Genomic DNA, 22,343 nt, shown 5'->3' on the forward strand with positions numbered 1-22,343 from the left:
GAACGAGCAGGATACATCATTTGACACTTGACATGACACTAGCTACTTTTCGCCATTCGTGTACGATCTGACTTACTTCTGCCGCTCCAAGAAGAATCACGCACTCCCAGTAAAGCAGGAAGAACGTTGCCATAAGTCTGGCCATTGATCCGTAGACTACTCCCCATCCGGGATTACCGATCACCCACATATATATTTGAGTTCCAAGCCCGGTGAATACGGTTGCGATTAAAGTAGCGAGAAATACCTGACCTTTGCCCATTTTCCTGTTCGGAGCAGCCATAAAGAGAGTGAAAAAGAGCAGCATTGTAAATGTGATACCGAGAATCTGAGCCATTCCTCCACCGGTAAGGTGTCCTATAAGTGGCCAGTGTGATACAATATCGCCAAGCGGACTGTCAACGACCAGCCTAGCCATTGTGGAAAAGATAACCGCTGAGATAAAACAGACCGCCACGAGAAGCGCAAGGACAAAATCATACAGCTTTCCCAGAACGACATTCCGTCCTCTTGGAACTTCGAAGATCTTATCAAACGCTGTTCGAATAGTGCCGAACAGTCTGCTTACAAGCCATAGAAGAAAGAGAAAACCGACTATTCCCGGAATACCGGCATTTCCTGAAGATATTGCACCCTCGATTTCATTTCTTGTAGAGACAGGAATAAGGGGATTCGCGGTATCAAGCCAGTTCTGCAACCCACGCTGCAGTTCGACATCCTTCTGAAGCGCAATCCCGCTTAACATCAGAATCATCAATCCAAGCGGCAGAATTGTTATCAGAACATTGAATGAAATAGCGGCAGCGGAGAAAAAAACGCTGTCATCATTCCATTTGTTATAAAGCCGTCTTCCAAAGAATCTGAGAAAAACCCATGATCTGAAAAGTAATCGTCTGAAAAGCGTTAACAGATCCTGAAGCCGGAGGGGTATTCCATTCAGGAGATTCAGAATTATTCCACCGTTACGCTCTTGGCCAGATTCCTGGGTTTGTCAACATCACATCCCCTGCTTACCGCAATGTGGTATGACAGAAGCTGCAGAGGAATCACTGTCAATAGCGGCACAAGCATATCAGACGTTTCAGGTACCCGTATCACCCAGTCGGAAACCGATTCAATATCGATATCTCCATCTGTGGCAATTGCCAGTACTCTGCCATGCCTTGCTTTAACCTGCTCAATATTCGAAATCACTTTGTCATATGCGGCACCTTTTACGGCAATAACCGCAATAGGCATCATTTCATCGATAAGAGCAATTGGGCCATGTTTCATCTCAGCCGCGGGATACCCTTCCGCATGAATGTAGGATATCTCCTTGAGCTTCAATGCGCCCTCAAGCGCGACCGGGTAGTTAACTCCCCGCCCCAGATAGAGGAAATTATTAACGTATGTGAATTCTCTGGCTATTTCCGCTATTTCACTGGAGTTATCCAGGATTTTCGCTACTTTCTCCGGTATGGCTATGATCTGCCGAGTGAATTCCAATCCCTGCTTCCTGTTCAGAATGTTCCTTGCCCGGCCAAACGCGAGAGAAATCAGACTGAGCACCATAACCTGCGAAGTGAAAGCCTTTGTGGAAGCAACTCCGATCTCCGGACCGGCATGAATGTATACTCCGGCATCAGTCTCCCGAGCGATAGTTGAGCCTACAACATTTACAATACCAAGAGTCCTGCATTTCCTCTTTGCGGCCAGTCGGAGAGCTGCAAGTGTGTCTGCTGTCTCACCACTCTGACTGATAACTATCATCACAGTGCCGGGTGTCAGAACAGGATCTCTATATCTGAATTCTGATGCGTACTCCACCTGCACTGGTATTCTGGAAAGTGCTTCTATCAGATACTTTCCGATCAGCGCGGCATGCCAGGAAGTACCACAGGCAGTTATGACTATTCTGTCAATCGATCGCATCTCTTCTTCTGACATGTTCAATCCGCCGAGATGAGCTGTGCCCTGTTCAAGATCAAGCCTGCCTCTGAATGCATTCGAGAGGGACTCGGGCTGACTGTATATCTCCTTGAGCATGAAGTGGGTGTATCCATCCTTCTCAATTTCAGTGATATCCCAGTCAACGTACTCAATCCTCTCACGAATGAGCGATGAGTGCCCGTTATCAGATGATATACCCTTAAGATCTATTTTTATAACCTCGCCCTCCTCAAGGTAGATAACTTCACGAGTATGGGAAACAATCGCGGCTACGTCGCTGGTCACGAAATACTCACCGTCACCGATACCGGCGACAAGAGGGCTTCCGTAGCGGGCAGCAACGAGAGTATCGGGTTCATCCGCAGACAGAACTACAATACCGTAAGTACCGTGTACCCGCGCAAGCGCATCCTTCACGGCAGTGAAAAGATCCTTACCCTTACCGACTTCCTGACTTATCAGCATAGGTAGTATTTCTGAATCCGTATCTGTTTCGAAGTGAACTCCTTCTTTCTGGAGTTCTTTTCTGAGAGCCTTGAAATTCTCTATGATCCCGTTGTGAACCACGGAGATCCTGCCCGCTTCATCAGAAAGAGGATGTGCGTTCTTATAGGATGGTTCTCCGTGTGTTGCCCACCGTGTATGAGCAATTCCTACTGTAGATGATGCGGCGTTTCCAGGATCGATTGCTTCAAGTTCGCTTACGCGTCCCTGGCATTTCATGCAAACAAGTTCATCGGGCAGCTGGAGGGAATATCCCGCTGAATCGTAGCCCCGGTACTCCAGACGTTTTAACCCTGCAAGGAGTACTTCTCTCGCGGGTTCGCTGCCAACATATCCGACTATTCCACACATATTTTCTCCATTACTCCCCTGAAAGACCGAAAATCCTTTTCAATAGCATCTCTGTTCGCGTTCTCCGCGATAAATCTGACCACGGGTTCAGTACCGGATGGTCTAATATGCATCCAGCCTTTCTCTCTCACATACCATAGACCATCACGGATATCATCAGCCTGACCATACTCCCTCTCGAAGCCTTCGATTGCCCGATCAAATTCCCCGATCAGAGGGATCTTATATTTGAACATCGCATAGGATGGAAAACTGTCAACCCAGGATCCGATGGTCGCTCCCGGATTGCTTCTGAGGAATGATATCGCGCAGGCCATTGCAACGCCGCTGTCACGCCCCGAATGACAGATCCTGTCGATTACTCCTCCATTCCCCTCGCCGCCTATCAGGGCGTCCCGCATTTCCATTTCCTCGACAACATTCACCTCTCCTACAGGACTGCGAAATACTCGGCAGCCATGTCTTTCTGCGGCATCTTCAGCAAGCCTGGAAGTAGAGAGATTAACAACAGCATTTCCAGGTCTTGAAGCAAGTACATAATCTATTGCAAGGGCAACAGTATAATCCTCACCGATAATTCTGCCGTTCTCATCTATCAGCGCGAGTCTGTCCCCATCCGGATCAAAGGCAAATCCAATGTCCGCGTTCTCTCTGATAACCGCTTCTGACAGCTGTTTCAAGCTGTCAATATTCGGTTCGGCAACTCTGGGGAAATCACCCTCCTTCGTCATGAATGGATTGATAACAACAGAGTCGATACCAAGTTCCTCCATAAGTTCGACTGCAAATTCGGCAGCCGCTCCGCCGGTAACATCAAGAACAGCCTTAAAACGTTTCCCCTGCGATACTATCCAGGGAATATCGAGTATCGTTTCAATGTGCCGCTCTATGGATCCGGGACGGTCAGAAGGAATTCCTACAGACCTGTAATCGACCCAGTTAACATCTTCATCAAGTATGTTCATCAATCTGGTTCTATCATCACCTCGAAGGAAAACACCATCAGAACCAATAAGTTTCAGAGCGTTCCATTCCCCTGGATTATGGCTGGATGTGATAGAGATGCCCCCACGGACAGAATCATCCATTGCTTCAAGCTGAACAGTTGGTGTTGGAACAATTCCCAGATGAAGAGGATTGCATCCAACGGCCATAAGACCTGCTGATACAGCGGCTTCAACTGCGGGGCCGCTTCTTCGCGTATCTCGCCCGATAACGATATTCCCTCTGCCTGCGAGGACGCCGAAAGCGGAAGCGAATTCTGCAGCATTCCTGACAGTCAGAGATCTGCCGAATATACCCCTGATGCCGGAACCACTAATAATCGGTTTCATATATAATCCCTGAAAAAATGACTGGAGCCGGCGAACGGAATCGAACCGTTGACCTGCGCATTACGAATGCGCTGCTCTGCCAGCTGAGCTACGCCGGCTCCGAAACAAGAGATATTAACGGTTAGCATGAAAAACGTCAACAATCTCAGAAGATAGACTCCTCACTTCCGAAAATACTGACTGGAAATGTGATGCAGAACTGCGAGTTGCTCAGATCCGTTTCCGCAGCAGGATAGACAGTTGATTCTACTTCATCAATAATTGCGTTATCTGTCTTCAGGTCAGCAAAGCAATGTCTGTATTCCAGTCTTCCCGATATCGGTCCCACAAGGACGACCTCAGCGCCGATCGCGAAAGAAAAACCTGCAGCACTTCCATCAGCTTCAACGTACTCCCCGAATTCATCAGAACCGCTGTACTTACCAGTGATATATACTCCTCCGGCTCCGGCAAAGACTGAAAAATCCTTCATTAAATGATAACTTGCGAGCGGCATGATGGAAATGAGAAAAGCACTGAGTTCACCATCCCATTCAGCCGGACCGGAATCCTTCCAGAAATACTCACCCGATACTCTGAAGTCCAGTATTCCAGGAGCATCGATATCTACAGCAAGACCTACTGTAGTTCCCGGTGTCAGAAATCTTTCTCCATAGTCATCATCCAAAGGCTCAAGATTTGAGATCATAGGACCTGCGCTGACGGAAATCCCGTCAGATGCAGAAGTATCGGATACAGTTGACATAAGAACACTGAGTATTGCTGCAACCAGGGTCAGCTTCATCATCTATCTCCTCCTGAGAATTCTTTCCGGATATGATTCAGCAATCCGCCATCAGCAAGAATCGAGAGCATTTCATGTGGAAGAGCGGGAAAATCAAATGCTTTGTTTCCTATTTTTATTATACCGCCCGCAGGATCAACTTCGACCTCGTCTCCTTCATTATAGGCTTCAACAGCTTCAGGACTCTGTACAAGAAGAAGCCCCTGATTTATCGCACTTCTGTAGAATATTCTCGCAAATGACCTGGCTATAACCGCTTTCACTCCAACATATCGAAGGCCAAGAGATGGTTGTTCTCTGCTGGATCCGCATCCGAAATTATCTCCCGCAATTATGATATCTCCGGATTCTACTGACTCCGCGAATGCGGGATCAAGATCCTCAAGCAGATGCTCGCGGATCTCAGGACCTGTGGAGCAGGTATATGTGTATTTACCCGGGAAGAGCAGATCGGTGTTGATATCATTCTGCCTGTAACAAAACACTTGCATTACAGCACCTCCCTGGGATCTGTGATTCTGCCGGTTATGGAGGATGCTGCAGCTGTCTCCGGGCTGGAGAGGTAAATCTCGGCATCCTTCTCCCCCATTCGACCCTTGAAATTCCTGTTTGCTGTTGACAGACACTTCTCGTCAGGTGCCAGAGCCCCCTGGTGAGCACCAAGACAGGGACCGCAACCCGGAGGAAGAATCACCGCTCCGGCTTCAACAAAGTCCTGAATAAGTCCCATCTGCATAGCTTTCAGGTATTCTTTTCTGGACGCAGGACCGACAAGCAGTCGAACATCGCTGTGAACGGTATGACCCCGCAGGATTGAAAGCGCGGCTTGAAAATCCTCCACGCGTCCATTCGTGCATGTTCCGATAAAAACCTGATCTATTCCGATATCTTGAAGCTCCTGAATCGGAAGCACATTATCAACCTGGTGCGGACAGGCAACCACAGGAACGATATCCGCAAGATCATATTCAAACAACTTAGTGTACTTCGCATTGTGATCACTCCAGAGTGCCGCGCTAATGTCAACTCCTATGGTTTCCAGGTATCTGTTAGTTACCGAATCGGTCGGGAATGCAGCAATCTTGGCACCCATTTCGATTCCCATATTAGCAATTGTCATTCTATCGCAGATCCTCAAACCGGCTACCGCGGGACCATTGAATTCCACAGCCATATAATTAGCCCCGCCGGCGCCGATATCACCAATAATCGTAAGAATAAGATCTTTTGCAGTAACTCCGGCAGTAAAACCGCCGGTGATATCAATATTTATCGTTTCAGGTACCTTGAACCATGTTTTACCGGTTATCCAGATACCTGCTGCCTCAGTCCGGTCTATGCCTGTCGCGAAACAGTTGAATGCGCCGTAAGTACAAGTATGACTGTCACTGCCTACAACAATTGATCCGGGTTTAACAAGCCCCATCTCCGGCATGACCTGGTGACATATACCAGTCCCGATGTCGTAGAAATGTCTGATATCCTGCTCCTGGACGAATGTCCTGATTTTCCTGTGACCGGCGGCATTCTTGCTTGAAGCAGCGGGAATGACATGATCAAGAACAATGGCAAGTCTTTCCGGATATCGTACTTTACTGCCCGGGACTGTTGCTTCGAATTTTCCGATTATCGCAGAACTGTTATCGTGCGTAAGCACATAGTCAGGTTCCACGAATATGATCTCCCCCTCCAGAACCTTTTTCCCGACAGCACGGCCAAGGATTTTCATCGCGAATGTTTCACCCATAATTCAGAAACCTTTCATAAAGCAGAAGAAAACCTGCAGAAAATCAATTCATTATAGTATGAATTATACAACCGGTTCCTGGAGTAGTAACCCCGACCTGGAATGAAACATTCCTGATGACAGGATCAGATGAGATCAATTACGGGAAAAGAGAATATTGAGGATTCATGTGCGAATATACTCACAGATGAATCCAACCTGCCCGGAGCATGGTGCGACAAAGCTGTCTGGCCTGAAACTGCGGAAGAAGTACAGGCGTTTGTACGCAACTCCGCGAAGAACAGAGTTCCAATCACGGTCTCGGGAGGACTAACAGGAATCGCAGGGGGCGCACTGCCTGAAGGAGGCGCGGTTGTCTCAACATCATCCTTAAAAAAGATGGAATATGATGATGGGCTGATTACAGCCGAAGCAGGAGTAACGATCGAGGAACTCCACCGATTCGTTTCATCCACAGACGGGGAATTCTTCTACCCGCCGGATCCGACCGAAGATACCGCTTCTATCGGCGGTACCATCGCCACGGATGCATCGGGCGCAGACAGTTTTCTCTACGGCTCAACAAGAGAATGGATCAGAAAGCTCGAACTTGTTCTCCCCTCTGGAAAACTTCTGGAGATAGAAAGGAATCAGTACAGATTTGAAGGTTTAACCTGCAGACACCCTGATATCGGAACCCTGATTCTGCCGGAACTCAGTAGAAAACAGCCGCCAAAGAACGCTGCCGGGTATTATATGCATCCCGATATGGATCTGGTTGATCTGTTTATCGGCTCTGAGAGCACTCTGGGACTTATAACCAGAGCCTGGCTCAAGCTTGCTCCGGTTCCGTCTTTCCTGTTTGATCTGACGGTCTTCCCCGAGGATTTCACATCCTTCTGGAATCTGTTTGAAAATCTGTTCAATGCCGATGATTCGCTCAGAATAAGAGCAATAGAAATGATGGATGACCGCTGCATCGATTTCATCCGGTCTCATCCGGGAGACTTCCCTCTCCCTCCTGAGAATGCTCATTGCGCGCTTCTTCTAAGAGCAGAAGCGTACAATGACAACCAGCTGGATGAAGTGCTTATCAAGATGGATGAGATTCTGGAAAATTCGAATGTCAGCTCAGAGACCGCATGGGGTGGTTTTGAGCCTTCCGAACAAAAGAAAATACGCGATTTCAGGCATGCTCTGCCGGAATCAGTAAATCAAATGATTTCGGAAGCGAGAAGGGAGTGTCCATCCATCCACAAACTGGGTTCGGATGGAGCAGTGGAACCATCAAAACTCAAGGAGTATTATTTGAGAACAAGGAGCATTCTGGAAGAGAAGAACCTGCCTTTTGTCATTTTCGGACATGCGGGACAGGGGCATATACACGCAAACGCGCTGCCGCACAACCTGGGGGAACTTGCGCTAGCTGAGGAGGCAATGCGTGAAATCGCTGCAGCAGCTGTTAAAATGGGGGGAACGGTTTCCGCGGAACATGGCCTTGGAAAACTGAAAATCGATTTACTGCACCTTATGTATACCGACAGGGAAATTGATGGAATGGAAACGATCCGGCGGATCATCGACCCTGAATGTCTCTTCGCGCGGTCACTGAAATTCAGATGAAAGAATTATCCAGAAGCACAAGAGTCGGAAAAAAGCTGATACAGGGAAAAGATCGATTCCAGGCTTTTACAGTTCCGTGTAATAATCCGGATGATGTTCCCGACATTATAAGTCAACTTTCATCCGGTCACCGCCTTCATAAGGCTTCTCATATCAGCTGGGCTCTCCGCCTGAAGTACAGCGATTCAATTCGGGAGGTAAAGAATGACGGTGGAGAGAACGGCGCTGGAAACTGCATACTGGAAATAATGCGCATAAAGAATGCCGTGAACACCCTTGTGGTTGTTGCGAGATGGTATGGCGGCAGACACCTCGGGGGACTGCGGTTCAGGATCTACAGGAACCTGACAGCGGATATACTACGATAACCCGCTCTACTCCCGCACATGCTCCAGACCAATGGATACAAGTGCTCTGACATGATCGTCAGCAAGACTGTAGTAGATGTGCCTTCCCTCTCTTCTTCCGATAACGAGCCTTGCGGTTCGCAGCGATCGAAGCTGGTGTGAAACGGCTGATACGCTCACATCCGATTGATCAGCCAGTTCACAGACGCATGTTTCCTCACCTTGAAGACTTATAAGAAGTCCGAGCCTTGTAGAATCAGACATCTGGTGGAAAAGCTCCGCAAGCAACAGAAGTTCCTCAGGATCAGGTCTCCTGATTCCACTACCGGTTGCTGTATCAGACATAACGCTCCTCTCTGACAGTATATCCCGCCTCTTCTACTGCCCTGACAGCCATCACAGGATTGAAATCCCCGCTTCTGTCAATGTTGAGTAATGCATTCCCATCCGAAGCGGATACAGTCACACCCAGAACACCTGGAAGCTCTGAAAGAGCGTTTGTCACTTTCATCTCGCAGCTTGTGCATCCCATACCCTCAATCTTAATCTGAAATACGGAATCAGCTTTATCATTCAGTGAAAGTTTCCTTAGATATTTGAGAATGTCATTTACAGCAAACCATGCTATGCCCGTAACGAGCAGAATTCCAGTTCCTGTCGTCATAGATGAAGTTATTGAATTCATTGAATGTCCGGTATGATGAATTCCTGACAGTGAAATATTCAGTGAATTCAGAACTCCACCCGCTGCAAGACTCACTCCGATAACAGTCAGAATGTAGATAAGGAAAACCCTTGTTCCAAGTGATTTCCGAACTGCTCCCATTGTTGCAGCGTTTGTTGCCGGTCCGGCCATCAGGAAGACCAGCGCGCTTCCAATTGGAAAACCGGCATAGATCAAACCTGCTGCAATGGGAACGGATGCAATTGAACAGACGTACAGCGGGATGCCTATAGCCAGAGCGGCAATAAGACCCAGCGGACCTTCGAGGACAGTGTATTCGGAAAGCTGACCCGGTTCAAGAAATGTGGTTATCAGCGCTGATACGATTATTCCCAGTGCAAGCCACCTGTAGATATCCCTGAATATCGACCCAAAGAAGTAATTCCATATTCTGTAAGGAATGGAGCCGGTTTCGATCTCGGAACAACCTATTGCCGTTCCGGCGTTCTCGAGTCCATTCCCTGTTTTATCCGCGATCGTCCCGCCGATCACTCCCGCCAGAAAAGCCGCTATAACCTTTGCGAGTGCCACAGGCCATCCCAGCACTCCCCATGTAACCGCTATGGAATCAACACCTGTCTGAGGAGTGCTGATAAGGAATGATGTGACTGCACCCCTGGAAGCTCCATCCCTCCGGAGACCAAGAGCAGCTGGAAGAACACCGCACGAACATAGAGGAAGCGGAACACCGATAAGAGCCGCTTTCATGCTGCTTCTGAACCCCGGTCGGCCAAGATGAGAGGATATCCTGTCCTTCTTGACAAACACATGCAGAACTCCGGCAATCAGCAGACCGAATATGAGCGACGGAGCAAGTGCCCGAATTGTGCTCCATACGGTATTTATGAATTCCATCTGTCTGACCTCCATGTAACTATATTTGAATATATGAGCAAATGTTCAAATGTCAATCTCTGTTAAGGTCAGATCTCGCAATTATGCATTATGGGGAATGTCGAAAAGCCTCCCCGCGAAGTCGCGTTCCAGAGGAAATATTTCTACGATATTACTTTCCTTCGAAACTGCAGAGAATCGCTTCACTATTCAGTTTAATAGGTATTGACAAAAAATATCATTGGCTGTTATTATTATAAATAAGGCCGATTGGCCAGCCCTTCATTCTTCAGTGTTGCACATCATATCCAGCAGCCTTTCGGCTGTAAAAGACAGATTCATTTGTAATCTTGCTTAAAGGAGGTGCATTCATGAGAATGACAGAAGTACTCATGGCTGTTCTTGTCATTATTCCATTCTCTCTTTCCATTGCGGATTCAGCAACTCAGACAGACTGGTCTGGAGGATCCGGAGTTCCCGGACCAAACCTGGTCTGGAGTGACCAATTTTGTTCAAGTTCGGGGATTTGTCCAACTAATCCAGGTTCATTGATGCTGGGAACAAGTCCAAAAGATGAAGAGTCTCACTTTTTAGTATTGGGTAAAATGCTGATAAGATATGCAGTTGCCTGTGATGTTAATGGTGATGGTCATATCGATGTTGCTTTCAGTGATACTCCAGTAGACTCAGTATTCTGGATGGAGAATGTTGACGGGTCAGGTGAGCAATGGATTACTCACTCATTTCCAGTGACGTACTACGAAACATACTGCCTGGATCCAGTCGATCTGGACGCTGATGGGGATATTGATTTCCTGATCTCATCGGGTGATGACTTCTACTACTATGAGAACCTGGATGGAGTTGGCGATTCCTGGCAGGGTTATCCAATAGCTCTTGGTTATGACTGGGCATGGAGGATAATCCATGCTGATATTGACGGAGATGACGACCTTGATGCGATTGGTTGTGCGAAGGGTCAGGGAACAGTCATTATCTTTGAGAATGTAGATGGATTCGGACATGATTGGTCTACTGTTTATCAAACCGGATACTTCGGTTATCCAAGCTGGTTAAGGGCAGCAGATGCAGACGGGGATGGTGATACAGATATCTTCTGTGGGGATGGATTGCTTCCAAGTCGTCTGGGTTGGATTGAACAGGTAAATCAGGGAACCTGGACCACTCATTCTATCATTGCCGGATATCATAACACACGATCCGGATTGCCATATGATTGGGATCTTGATGGAGATATAGATCTCCTGACTGGTTATAGCCATACTCATTTCAACCTGGAACTGTTTCTTAATACCGATGGTTCGGCAAACAACTGGGAGCAGATGGAAATATTCGAATTATCCGGCACCTCAAAGCCAGCAGTATCAATGGATATTGATTGTGATGGCGACATGGATGTTCTGGGCTGTGAACGCTATCCAGATATATTGGTCTGGTACGAGAACATCAGTGGTAATGCTATGACATGGGAGCGGCACACTTTCTGGAGTGCTTCGAGTGGAATAGGATGCTGGTCTGCCGGAGATATAGATGAGAACGGTTACACGGACGCTATCAGTAGATGGGCATCCATGTCTGGTGATACTGAATTATACTGGATTGACTTTGTCGGGCCATCTTTCGAAGGCTGGCTTGAATCCTCTATTCTTGATATCGATGAAAATCCTTATTGGGAATACATAGACTGGACTGCTGATGTTCCTGCAGGATGCGCTCTTGCATTCCTGGTTCGGTCTTCCGACGACCCGGAAGATATGGGAAACTGGTCCGACACATTAACAGCACCATGCAGCCTGGAAGGAATTCTCAACGATAACGACAGTTACTTCCAGTACAGAGTCCTTATTGAAAGGTCCGATCCATCCGTTTCACCAGCCCTTGAAGATATTACTATTACCTGGAGTCCTACCGGAATTGCGATTGATCCAACCGTTGACGATTATATCCTTTATGGTGCTATACCAAATCCTTCAGCAGGATTGATGAAACTGGAATTTTCTATTCCGGAAACCTGCATGGTTCAATTACGCATCTTTGATATTACCGGAAGGTTAATAAGCAATCCAGTTAACAGTGAGTTCTCTGCCGGTCAGCAGGAAGTACAACTGAGTGATCTCAGACCTGGCATCTACTTCGTCAGGATGGAAGCAGGAACGTTCAGAGCAACACAGCGTTTTGTAGTAATTGAATAATTGAGAATTCGGAATTGAAGGAATAACCAATTCCCTGCTGAATCTTATGTAAATTACTCACGGATAGCCTTATCAATGTATCTGAGATAAAGAACCGGTTACTCCTCGGATTCAGTTGATGACAGCCACTCCAGCGCTGCTTCAAGCACCTCATCACGGTCTGACTGCATACCTTCGATGGTGGGCCTGACCAGCACATCGGGCAGTATGCCAACCCTCTGGGTCTCGCTTCTATCGGGGTTGTAGACTCCAAGACCTGAAAAACGTGTCCGTACTTCGCCAGGCAGCGACACAAACGCCACATCACCATCTGCTCCTGAGCTTGGGCTGCCGAATACCCGTGCCTGCGGCGCAAGTTTCCAGGCCATAGCAGAAAATTCGGCTAAACTCTGGGAGCCTTCATCAATAAGGATTGCGATTTTGCCTTCAAAAGCAAGGGAATCCCCTCCTCCGGCATAAACAGGTTCTGCCCAGACGAAAGTGCCGGGATTGCAGTAATCCGAATAAGTAAAGTCAGCAAAAACTGTTTCTTCAGGTAGTATAAAATCAGCTACATCGTATATCACGAATCCACCCGGGTAATCACGAAGATCCAGAATCAGATTGTCCGCTTTTCTCAGATCTTCCTTAATTGCATCCAATTCGTTCCATTTGAGCATAGCTGTGTATACATAAGCGGTTCCATTATCCATAATTGTGTACACACCTTCACCTACTGCCGGTGTTTCGGCCAGTTCCGGGTTCACTTCCTCCCATTCTACGCTCTGTACTGTCACAACCTGCGTGTCATCGCCCCTCTGAACAGTGAGAGTAACGGTCTCCGTATTATCACCCCTGAGCAGATTGCGGCCGAGTCTCTCGTATCGGGAGGCTTCAGTTGATCCGGTTGTATATGGATACAGTTGCTCCACCCTTTCTGTGACAGGTTGGCCATCAACGGCAATAATCACATCGCCAAACTCAATACCGGATAAAACAGCAGACTCGTGAGTGTATCCGTCAACGACCCACTGATCTTCAATATAGACCAGACGAAGGGGAATGCAGAAATTGCCGAAAAACTCACGGAGAGCATCAGGTTCATCCACTATGATAGCGTGTGAATCGCAAATGCCTACAATGAGTTTCTGAAGGGCAAGCTGATAGGAAAGAGGATCATCAGCTTCTATGAAGGCAGGGATATATTCCCTGAGCATATCGTCCCAGTCACCGTCAATGGCATAACGGTATGGGAAGAAGTACTCAATGATCCCCCAGTATCTGTATAGAGCCAGCAACCGAAATCCTGTATCCGGTTTGTCCATATCTTCGTATTCACACTCGTTGAAGTAGGAGAATGGTTTTCCTCGGACATAGTAGTGTTCCCCCTGAAAACGCCCATTGTAGATATTCCAGAGCGAAGCTGCAAGTTCAGGATTAACTTCGGGACCGTTGATCCAATCAAGATTCGAACTCAGACGGATCTCATCAGGTGAGGGCAACGAGCATATACGAACTGAGACAGGCTCAAGACCCTCTATCAGATCCAGGAGTGATCGCTGCCTCTCAGGTTCTGTGGCAGCGTCAAGTACGTAGGGAAGAACCCGCATGAGAGCGTAGTCCCAGTTCACATCCCCCCTTCCGATTTGTGGATGGTGGTATTTCAGGAAAGCCCACACTTTCCCCAGAAGAACAAGTGACTCAAGCTGGAAGTCATTAACTTCGGTTAATTCAAGACCCGATCCTGTGTCGAATTCATGATCCAGTTCCGCACCGGGCAGGATACGCGGCATAGCCTCGGAAACTGGCTTATCATCCAGCAGGAGTTCAAGATCATCGACCCATATCGTTCCTGTTCCGTATAGAAACACACCCAATTCCAGTTCGTAACCAAAGCGACTGTTCTCAATACTTACCTCTAATTGATGCCATTCCGTAGATCCATTAAGGTTCTCCAGATAAATGTTTTTCCTGGACTCCGGGTTACCATGCTTATCGTACAGGTAGAGATACATACCTACATAACCGTCTTCTCGCACATTAACTGTGCGAAACCAACCACTGAGTGTAATTATTTCTTCCTCAAAAATGAAAGGGATGTAACCACCGATAAAACCGTAATCTTCTGCCGGCTCTATGTCTATGTAGTCTATTCTGAAGGAGCGTGTCCCGCTGTAGATGATCAGGGAATCACAGCACCCGGAGTAGCCCTGACCTCCAAAGGTCCAGCTAATCGGCATCAGGCTGTCATCATCCATCACTTCGAAGCCCATATTGTCCAGAACATCCGGTTGAATCTGTTCAGCACCGACCCTGGTAACTATCAGCATAGTACTCAGTATTGTAAGTATCCATATCTGATGTAATCCCACAAACATAAATTCCCCTCTATATGCAATTTCCGAAAATGGCCTTCATCGTATAAAATTCAGCGACAGGGACACAAAACACTGCTGGAAGTAGAATATATAACCTCCCTTTATCAGGCGCATTCTTGAATACCCGGAACTGTAAGAGGATTCCAGGTCTTCTCTCCTCCGATTTACATTTCATGCTGGATTGCAGTATACTACTATTTGAAAAATTTTGATACCGTTAATACTTCTTACGTAAAGGGGCTTATACAATGAAATATTTACTCATTCTTCTTGTTCTTTCCATTGGAGTGTTCGCTCAGGAAGTGGATACAGCACCAGCTGAGGATACCGCACCGGAGGAAACCACTTCAGAGGTTCTGGTGCCTGATGAGGAAAGCGCCTCAGAGGTTCAGGGTTTTAACAGAGTACATGGTTCCAGGGCCAATATCTCGCCGTTCTTTCGGGTTGGGGCAGGTCTCGGTCTTCAGATACATCAGGGAGGAACATGGATTCGCGACGGAGCTCAAACCCACTGGCACGGCGGTGAGTGGGAGGGTTTCAACGCAGGTGTGACAAACCTGTCCATGGGGGTTCTGGTAAGATCAGTGAAGTGTGCATTTACACTGGACAACACAACCGCATGGTTCAACACTCAGGGTTTCTGGGGTGACGATCCCCTCGCAGCCAGTTCAGTGACGGCTATTATGGCAACATGGTACCCGTCTGAAGCCTGGTCTGTAGGCGGAGGATTCGGTCTTTTCCTGCTTGGAACACCCTTTAACGAGTACGGCACTCTTTCAGGTCCTGCGGGTATGGCAACTTTCGGCAGGAGGGTAGCAGAGGATGTTTTTGTTGAGGGAAGGCTGTTTGTAGGTATGATCCGGCAGGATCACAGTGAGGTATCTGATACCGGACTTGTTATTGGAGCCAATGTAGTCGTAAATGCCGATATGATATTCTGACCTGCCAGGATTCTCGATCACTCCGGCTCGGTCGGATTGCGACCTGTTTATCCATCACCGGCTTTCTTTGGCTTATCGGTCTTGGCGGTGTGGCCGTAGTTGTCATCCTGCGCTCAAATACGGAGGATGCTAGGAATCGTTGCAAGGTCTTAATAATCTGGACGAAGACAGACACTTTCCTTAATCAAGAAATTCCATTACCGATTTGAAAAATATCCAGAACCGCTGAAGCGATGAAATACTGACCTTCTCCCCTGGAATATGAACATCTCTTATATTAGGTCCCATGGAAATCATTTCCATTCCGGCAATCCTGTCACCGATAATCCCGCATTCGAGACCGGCATGAATTGTTTCTATAACTGGTTCATTGCCTGTAACTTCCCTATAGATATTTGCTATTTTTGTCAGCAGTGCGGAATTTGAATCGGGCATCCATCCGGGATAGGCGGAACCTGCCCTGAAATCACAGAAGGCAAGCTCAGCGATTGCTGCAGCTCTGGCGGCAAGTGCCTGTTTGGCGCTGTCCATAGGGCTTCTTGCTGCGAATTCAAGAATAAATCTGTCCTCTTTCATTGAAGCGATAGCCATGTTTACAGAGGTTTCAACAAGTCCTGGAACCACTCCACTCATTTTTTCAACTCCGTGAGGCATCGAGAGAAGCAGATTTATTATCCTGATAGTGATCTCCTGTGAAACCGGTTTTCTATCTGTTGCGGTGGACTGAAGAGTTGTTTCGATACCTTCTTCAATACCTTCATACTCTCTCTTCAGTTCTATGGTTGCCCTTTGAATTAATTCCCTGACAGCATCAACAGACTGTTTTTGAATTGAGATAACAGCTATCGCGGTTCTCGGAATGGCATTTCTTTTTGATCCGCCTTCTATATCAGCTATCAGACAATTATGATGATTGCAGATTCTATGAAGAATTCTGCCAAGGAACCGTATTGCATTACCCCGGTTTTTATTGATCTCCATTCCGGAATGACCACCTCTGAGTCCGGTGATTTCAAGACGATAGTATTCCGCAGGTACATCCGTCCGGTCAAAATTCATGGACACTGTGAAATCAAGCCCACCGGCACAGCCAATGGTAAAAACACCTTCGTCTTCAGAATCAAGATTGATGAGACGCTTCGATGTAATCCATTCGGAATCCAGTTGAGCAGCACCAGTAAGACCTCTTTCCTCATCTGTTGTGAAGAGACACTCCAGAAAAGGATGTGAAATGTCATCAGAATCGAGAACTGCAAGCATCAGCGCTACACCGATTCCGTTATCAGCGCCAAGAGTAGTCTTTTTTGAAGTAACCCAGTCTCCGTCAATTTCCGGAATAATGGGATCGCTGGTAAAAATATGTGAACTGTCATCGGTTTTCTCAGGGACTATATCCACATGAGCCTGCAGAACGAGTGATGGATGAGAAGCTGCGTTCCCCCTTCCGGGTGAAGTTATCAGAACATTGTTAACATCGTCCCGCTTCACCGGAAGGTTCCTTTTTCCTGCAAAGTCAACAAGAAAATCAGCTATCTCTTTTTCACTGCCTGAAGGTCTGGGAATTCGGGATATTTCCTCAAACCAGAACCATATTTCTCCTGGTTCAATCTCTGAAAGTACTCGCATAAGGTTGATCCTCTCCGCTTTTCTGAAAACTACTCATAAAATAACTGAAAAATACTCTTCCTGCATCTATGTTCGGTCCATCAGCTTGAATAGTGGCAAGATCGAAACCATTCTCTTCAAGGAGCCTTCTCTCCTTAAAGAAAAGATGATTCCCATCCTTCCTTGAGAATTCAGGATGAAATTGCAGGCTGAGAATTCTCCTGGCTTTATCCATGAAACCCTGAATTCCAGTATGTCTGCTGGTCGCAATTATTTCAGCACCGGACGGCAGAACAACAACCTCATCAAAATGAAACTGAAAAACCCTCGAAATCGCTCTCACACCCTGGATATTCAATCCGGTTCCTGTTATTACAGCATTCCTCCAACCCGCTTCAAGTCCATTATTACATTTCCTTACAGATGATGGGCCGACCAGAACCCTGCAGAGCAGCTGATGACCGTAGCAGACACCCATTTGCGGTATTCCGTTCTCCACGCAGGAGAGAATGACTCTTTCAGCCTTTGAATAGAATTCAGCATCAGAACAGATAGACAGGCTCGAACCGGTATGCATCACATGTGTAAATACACCAGTATCAGGAATATCCTCGCGAGAGTAAACGAATACAGTTGTTGATTCGCATTCATCCGGAAGCCAGCGCCTGAAAAGAGGACCTTCAGAACGGTCTACCGAATAATCAAGAATAAGAACATTTGGAGGATGAATCATATCCGTATCACTCCGGAATCAGGTATTCTCAATAACGATCTTATGATTCATTTGAACACTGCATCGAAATATGGCTGATACACCGCAATACCTGTCCTGAGAAAGAGATACAGCCCTTTCAATTTGCTTCCTCGGTAGTTTATTCCCCCTGAAGAGGTACTCAATGTTTATGAATTTGAAAACTCTGGGATGATCCTCAGTATAGTCACCGCTGGCACTGACAGTGAGAGTATAGTTCTCAACCTTCATCTTCTTGAGAATGGACACAACATCCATTCCGGTGCAGCCGATCAGTGCTGTTAGAAGAAGGTTTTTAGGCCTGGGACCTTTATCTTCCCCGCCGAATTCCTCAGAGCCATCAATAACAAACCTGTGACCGTCCTGTTCAACGGAGAATGCAAGTCCTCCAAGCCACATAGCAGTGCTTACAGCCATTGATTCCTCCATGTATCAATCCTTGTATCGAAAAGAAGTATATAAAATAAGCATTTATAAGAGTAAGGGAAATACGAGAAAGATCGGAATATTCTGTGATTCAAATCATACCGGATTCATGACAGAATCAGGATACCTGCTATATCGCAGTTCAGGGAAAGCTGCTGAATCCCATGAAATTTGACACTTTCCAGGTATCATCCTCCCGGACAAGCTTTACCTCAAAAGGAAGCTCCATCCCGGCAGAACTGACAAATGTCAGTGGAATATCAAGATTACTGCCATTTAAGGTGTATTCTCCTATCTCCATCTCGTACATCGAGTAACGAGCAATCATTATTGGGAGAGAGAGTGTGAATTCAAGATATTCCAGAGTTGACCAATCATCTATATCACTTGCTGTCGCGGTGTATCCAGCGGCAGCAAGACGGTTCATAGTTAATTCTTCATCTCGATCAAGACTTTCCTTCAATACATCCAGCATAACATCTATGTTATCTAGTGCTTCACTTGAGACAAGAGATGAGACAGATTCACCATCCCCCGCTTTAAGAGCTTCAAAAAACGCCTCGAGAACCGCGGTAGGGTTGTCAGGAATCAAATGTGAAGTGTCTTCGTAGTATGAGTACTCACTAACCGATTCAGAAGATTCATCCTCATCCGGCTGTAATAATTCCTCTTCTGTCACAGATGTGTCAATGGTATCTGGAGGTGTTTCCTCTTCTGTCGCAGATGTGTCAATGGTATCTGGAGGTGTTTCCTCTTCTGTCTCAGATGTGTCAATGGTATCTGGAGGTGTTTCCTCTTCTGTCTCAGATGTGTCAATGGTATCTGGAGGTGTTTCCTCTTCTGTCTCAGATGTGTCAATGGTATCTGGAGGTGTTTCCTCTTCCGGCATAAACCCGTTGACAACAGGGTCCGGGGGTATTTCCTCTTCTGTCTGTGCGAAAGCAACAGAAAACACTAATGCGGACGTCATTAATACTATTGCTTGATATCTCAAAAGACCCCCCTATATGTTATCACACGTATAACACATGAAACACATAACACTATTTATAATAAAAGCAAGGGGAACAGAATGCCCGGTAAAACACCTTGTGTGTTTCTCAGATTTTCTATACCAGCTATGCCAGGAGCCTGTTGTTTCAGAGAAATCCACAGCGTTTCCGGTAAAAAGTATGGACTAATTCGCTCCCCATATTTTCAGTGTTTCAAGTACAATTCTGAAGGATGCTTCAAGACCCTCTTCAGCAATCCACTCCTTCCTGGAGTGAAAGAATTCTCCTCCTGTAGGCAGATTCACAGTGGGAATACCCATGAATGATAATCTCGACCCGTCAGTACCCCCTCTTATTGAACCTTCTTCCCCTTCAAGGACAGCTCTTTCCATTCCCTTCAGGGCGTAATCAACCGGTCTTCTGTCCTTCAGAAGAATTTCTCCGGGGTTCCGGTACTGCTCTGTAAGTTCGAGCGAGATCTCTGCACGCGGATATTTAACCTTGATCCATTTCTCGATGCTGCGCATTCTGTTGATTCTCGTTTCCATACCTTCCCGGGTAAAATCACGAAGGATCATCTTCAATTCACCCTCTGCAGTTACAGAGGTGATGGAAAGAGGGTAGTCATAGCCCTCCATACCTGAGCTGTTCTCAGGCATTTCTTCTGAACTGATCATCGCAACAATATCCGCCAGAATCCGGACAGAGTTGACAAGAATATCCTTTGCACTTCCAGGATGGACTTCATTCCCTTTTACTTTCCAGTCAGCTGACCATGCATTGAAGGTTTGTGTATCCACCTTTCCAATAGCACTCCCATCAACGGTATACGCAAGATCAGCCCCGAATGTCGATATATTGAAATTGTCCATACCCCTGCCGACTTCTTCATCTGTTGTAAACGCAACCTTCAGTGGGGGTCTTGGAATATCAGGATCTGCGATCAGACTCCTGCATATCTCCATAATGATCGCAACACCGGCTTTGTCATCAGCTCCAAGCAAGGTTGTACCATCAGATGTGATTATTGTACCCCCGACGTACCTGATCATATCCTCGGTCTCTTCCGGATCTATGACAATATTTGATTGTAGAGTTATAGCCTTTCCGTCCCAGTCACTGTGAAGAACGGGAGATACATCTTTACCTGAGACATCAGGAGAAGTGTCTACGTGGGCGATCAGACCGATGACAGTATCACCGCTTCCCTTTCCGGGAAGAGCTGCATATAAAGTGCCTTTTTCATCCAGTTCGATATGCTTCATACCTGTTTCCCGTAATTCACCCTCGAGCATTCTGAGAAAATCAAGCTGACATGAGGAAGACGGTGAGGAGGTGGAGGCTGGATCGGATGCAGTATTGATTCCAACGTAGCTCAGAAATCTTTCTGTTAATCGTTCAGACATATTTCTCCTTTTCATTAGCGGATTCGATTTGGTATATATACCGAAGATTTGGATTGAGTACAGACTGAAATCCGTAAACGAGAGCAGGTGATTTTGTGGTATCCTTCAGGAACAGAAGCGTTATATCCATAAGAGATATGTCACTGGATGATCTCATAAAAATCGTTGATACAACCCGTTTTGTGAAGGAATCCAATCCCCCCGACTTCATGAAGGACAAAACCGTAGCAACATTATTCTTTGAGCCTTCCACAAGAACCAGGCTCTCCTTCGAATCGGCTGTTCTCAAAAGCGGCGGATCTGTTTTCGGTATTGCCAATCCTGGTTCATCCTCGCAGAGCAAGGGTGAATCCTTTGCAGATTCGATCAGGACTGTCGCCGGATATTGCAATGTAATTGTAATAAGGCATCCGGTAGAGGGAGCGGCAAGAATGGCTTCTGAACTATCTGATACACCTGTTATAAACGCGGGTGATGGAGCCAACCAGCATCCTACCCAGACCTTCCTGGATCTGTTCACTATTAAGGAAATACTGGGTACGCTTGATGGACTGAAGATTGGAATAGTTGGCGATCTTAAATACGGTAGAACAGTACATTCACTCACACACGCACTCACACTCTTTGGTGCAGAATTAACCTTCATCTCACCGCCTGCTCTGGCGATGCCGGAACATATGCTCAATGAACTTGATGACAGGAAGATTCATTACAGGAATATGGAAGATCTGGAAGACGCTGGAAAACGTAATCTCGATATCCTTTATGTGACCAGAATCCAGAAAGAGCGTTTCGGTGATCCGCAGGAATACGAAAAAGTTGCGGGGAGTTACAGAATCACCAGAGAAACCATTGATATCCTGGGAAAAGATATCAGAATTATGCACCCGCTCCCGCGCGTTGATGAAATTGCGGAGGAAGTTGATGATCTTCCGAACGCATTGTACTTCACTCAGGCTCACAACGGGATACCCACACGACAGGCGCTGCTTGGCCTGGTGACCGGAGGTCTGGACTGATGGACAGAGCATACAAGGTTTATTCAATTCAGAATGGAACTGTCATTGATCATATTCCAACTCCCCTTGCTCTCAAGGTCATCCGAATACTTGGACTCGGAAATGAAGGAATAATGACGATTGGCATCGGTTTCCGATCCAAGAAATACCCTGATGGTAAAGATATCGTCAAAGTAGAGAATCGCATATTATCTCATGATGAAACGGATATGATAGCTCTTATAGCACCCGATGCTACAATTAACATCATCAAGGACGGCGAAGTATTTGAAAAACGTCAGATTTCTCTGCCTTCTGAGGTCAGTGGTATTCTTGCCTGCCCAAATCCCAATTGTGCAACCAACAAACTGGGAGCGGAAAAACACTTCTTTCTTGAGGACAGAAAATCTGTTACATACAGATGCAGATATTGTGAACGTGCAACTGTGATCGAAGCTGATCTGCTAAGCTCAAATTAGTAAGAAACAAGGGCTA

20 protein-coding genes and 1 tRNA gene are annotated in these 22,343 nt (G+C 46.7%); 6 read left to right on the plus strand and 15 right to left on the minus strand.

Annotation, left to right across the window (positions count from 1 at the left end; translation table 11 throughout):
* Window positions 1–16: 16 nt before the first annotated feature.
* The 7 genes from K8R76_12795 to K8R76_12825 form a co-directional block, all read right to left on the minus strand.
* Complete coding sequence (locus K8R76_12795; protein MCD4849052.1) at window positions 17–955, minus strand: YihY/virulence factor BrkB family protein; 939 nt, start codon at window positions 953–955, stop codon at window positions 17–19.
* Window positions 952–2,787 (minus strand): glutamine--fructose-6-phosphate transaminase (isomerizing), encoded by a 1,836-nt coding sequence (glmS, locus tag K8R76_12800; protein ID MCD4849053.1) that lies wholly within the window; start codon window positions 2,785–2,787, stop codon window positions 952–954. The genes K8R76_12795 and glmS overlap by 4 nt, the downstream gene beginning before the upstream one ends.
* Complete coding sequence (locus tag K8R76_12805; GenBank protein ID MCD4849054.1) at window positions 2,775–4,121, minus strand: phosphoglucosamine mutase; 1,347 nt, start codon at window positions 4,119–4,121, stop codon at window positions 2,775–2,777. Before K8R76_12805 ends, glmS begins: the two co-directional genes overlap by 13 nt.
* A 22-nt stretch (window positions 4,122–4,143) precedes the next feature.
* Window positions 4,144–4,219, minus strand: a tRNA-Thr gene (locus K8R76_12810).
* A 47-nt stretch (window positions 4,220–4,266) separates the two neighbouring features.
* A complete protein-coding gene (locus K8R76_12815) occupies window positions 4,267–4,908 on the minus strand; it encodes an outer membrane beta-barrel protein (protein MCD4849055.1) in 642 nt (213 codons plus the stop codon).
* On the minus strand, window positions 4,905–5,396 hold the full coding sequence (locus K8R76_12820) for a 3-isopropylmalate dehydratase (GenBank protein MCD4849056.1): 492 nt from the start codon (window positions 5,394–5,396) through the stop codon (window positions 4,905–4,907). Before K8R76_12820 ends, K8R76_12815 begins: the two co-directional genes overlap by 4 nt.
* Complete coding sequence (locus tag K8R76_12825) at window positions 5,396–6,652, minus strand: 3-isopropylmalate dehydratase large subunit (protein MCD4849057.1); 1,257 nt, start codon at window positions 6,650–6,652, stop codon at window positions 5,396–5,398. The genes K8R76_12820 and K8R76_12825 overlap by 1 nt, the downstream gene beginning before the upstream one ends.
* 129 nt (window positions 6,653–6,781) lie before the next feature.
* Here K8R76_12825 and K8R76_12830 point away from each other — a divergent pair, with 129 nt between their 5' ends.
* Window positions 6,782–8,254, plus strand: coding sequence for an FAD-binding oxidoreductase (locus tag K8R76_12830; protein MCD4849058.1), 1,473 nt, complete (start codon window positions 6,782–6,784; stop codon window positions 8,252–8,254).
* Window positions 8,251–8,622, plus strand: coding sequence for a YigZ family protein (locus K8R76_12835; protein ID MCD4849059.1), 372 nt, complete (start codon window positions 8,251–8,253; stop codon window positions 8,620–8,622). The genes K8R76_12830 and K8R76_12835 overlap by 4 nt, the downstream gene beginning before the upstream one ends.
* Before the next feature lie 6 nt (window positions 8,623–8,628).
* Here K8R76_12835 and K8R76_12840 read toward each other — a convergent pair whose 3' ends face one another.
* Both K8R76_12840 and K8R76_12845 read right to left on the minus strand, forming a co-directional pair.
* Window positions 8,629–8,946, minus strand: coding sequence for a metalloregulator ArsR/SmtB family transcription factor (locus K8R76_12840; protein ID MCD4849060.1), 318 nt, complete (start codon window positions 8,944–8,946; stop codon window positions 8,629–8,631).
* Entirely contained in the window at window positions 8,939–10,180 is a 1,242-nt protein-coding gene (locus K8R76_12845) for a permease (protein MCD4849061.1), read from the minus strand. Before K8R76_12845 ends, K8R76_12840 begins: the two co-directional genes overlap by 8 nt.
* Window positions 10,181–10,530: 350 nt before the next feature.
* On the opposite strand from K8R76_12845, the gene K8R76_12850 reads away from it, so the two are divergent.
* Window positions 10,531–12,372 carry a T9SS type A sorting domain-containing protein gene (locus tag K8R76_12850; protein MCD4849062.1) on the plus strand — a complete coding sequence of 614 codons (1,842 nt, stop codon included), beginning with the start codon at window positions 10,531–10,533 and terminating at the stop codon, window positions 12,370–12,372.
* Window positions 12,373–12,470: 98 nt separating this feature from the next.
* Here the strand turns inward: K8R76_12850 and K8R76_12855 are convergent, their stop codons facing one another.
* Window positions 12,471–14,729, minus strand: coding sequence for a hypothetical protein (locus K8R76_12855; protein MCD4849063.1), 2,259 nt, complete (start codon window positions 14,727–14,729; stop codon window positions 12,471–12,473).
* Window positions 14,730–14,977: 248 nt separating this feature from the next.
* Here K8R76_12855 and K8R76_12860 point away from each other — a divergent pair, with 248 nt between their 5' ends.
* Window positions 14,978–15,670 carry a hypothetical protein gene (locus tag K8R76_12860; protein MCD4849064.1) on the plus strand — a complete coding sequence of 231 codons (693 nt, stop codon included), beginning with the start codon at window positions 14,978–14,980 and terminating at the stop codon, window positions 15,668–15,670.
* 180 nt (window positions 15,671–15,850) lie between these two features.
* On the opposite strand, the gene K8R76_12865 is transcribed toward K8R76_12860, so the two are convergent.
* From K8R76_12865 to pepT, 5 genes are all read right to left on the minus strand, one after another.
* Window positions 15,851–17,296: an aminoacyl-histidine dipeptidase gene (locus K8R76_12865; GenBank protein ID MCD4849065.1), complete on the minus strand. Its 1,446-nt coding sequence runs from the start codon at window positions 17,294–17,296 to the stop codon at window positions 15,851–15,853.
* Window positions 17,274–18,008, minus strand: a complete 735-nt coding sequence (locus K8R76_12870) for a type 1 glutamine amidotransferase (protein MCD4849066.1) — start codon at window positions 18,006–18,008, stop codon at window positions 17,274–17,276. Before K8R76_12870 ends, K8R76_12865 begins: the two co-directional genes overlap by 23 nt.
* 18 nt (window positions 18,009–18,026) lie before the next feature.
* Window positions 18,027–18,443 (minus strand): OsmC family protein, encoded by a 417-nt coding sequence (locus tag K8R76_12875; protein ID MCD4849067.1) that lies wholly within the window; start codon window positions 18,441–18,443, stop codon window positions 18,027–18,029.
* A gap of 151 nt (window positions 18,444–18,594) precedes the next feature.
* Entirely contained in the window at window positions 18,595–19,446 is an 852-nt protein-coding gene (locus K8R76_12880; protein ID MCD4849068.1) for a hypothetical protein, read from the minus strand.
* A gap of 183 nt (window positions 19,447–19,629) precedes the next feature.
* On the minus strand, window positions 19,630–20,850 hold the full coding sequence (gene pepT / locus K8R76_12885) for a peptidase T (protein ID MCD4849069.1): 1,221 nt from the start codon (window positions 20,848–20,850) through the stop codon (window positions 19,630–19,632).
* Window positions 20,851–20,945: 95 nt separating this feature from the next.
* Here pepT and pyrB point away from each other — a divergent pair, with 95 nt between their 5' ends.
* Window positions 20,946–21,869: an aspartate carbamoyltransferase gene (gene pyrB / locus K8R76_12890; protein ID MCD4849070.1), complete on the plus strand. Its 924-nt coding sequence runs from the start codon at window positions 20,946–20,948 to the stop codon at window positions 21,867–21,869.
* Entirely contained in the window at window positions 21,869–22,327 is a 459-nt protein-coding gene (locus K8R76_12895; protein ID MCD4849071.1) for an aspartate carbamoyltransferase regulatory subunit, read from the plus strand. Before pyrB ends, K8R76_12895 begins: the two co-directional genes overlap by 1 nt.
* Window positions 22,328–22,343: the final 16 nt, after the last annotated feature.

Origin of the sequence: Candidatus Aegiribacteria sp. (assembly GCA_021108435.1) — a bacterium.
In the GTDB taxonomy this organism is placed as follows: Bacteria; Fermentibacterota; Fermentibacteria; order Fermentibacterales; family JCC-6; genus Aegiribacteria.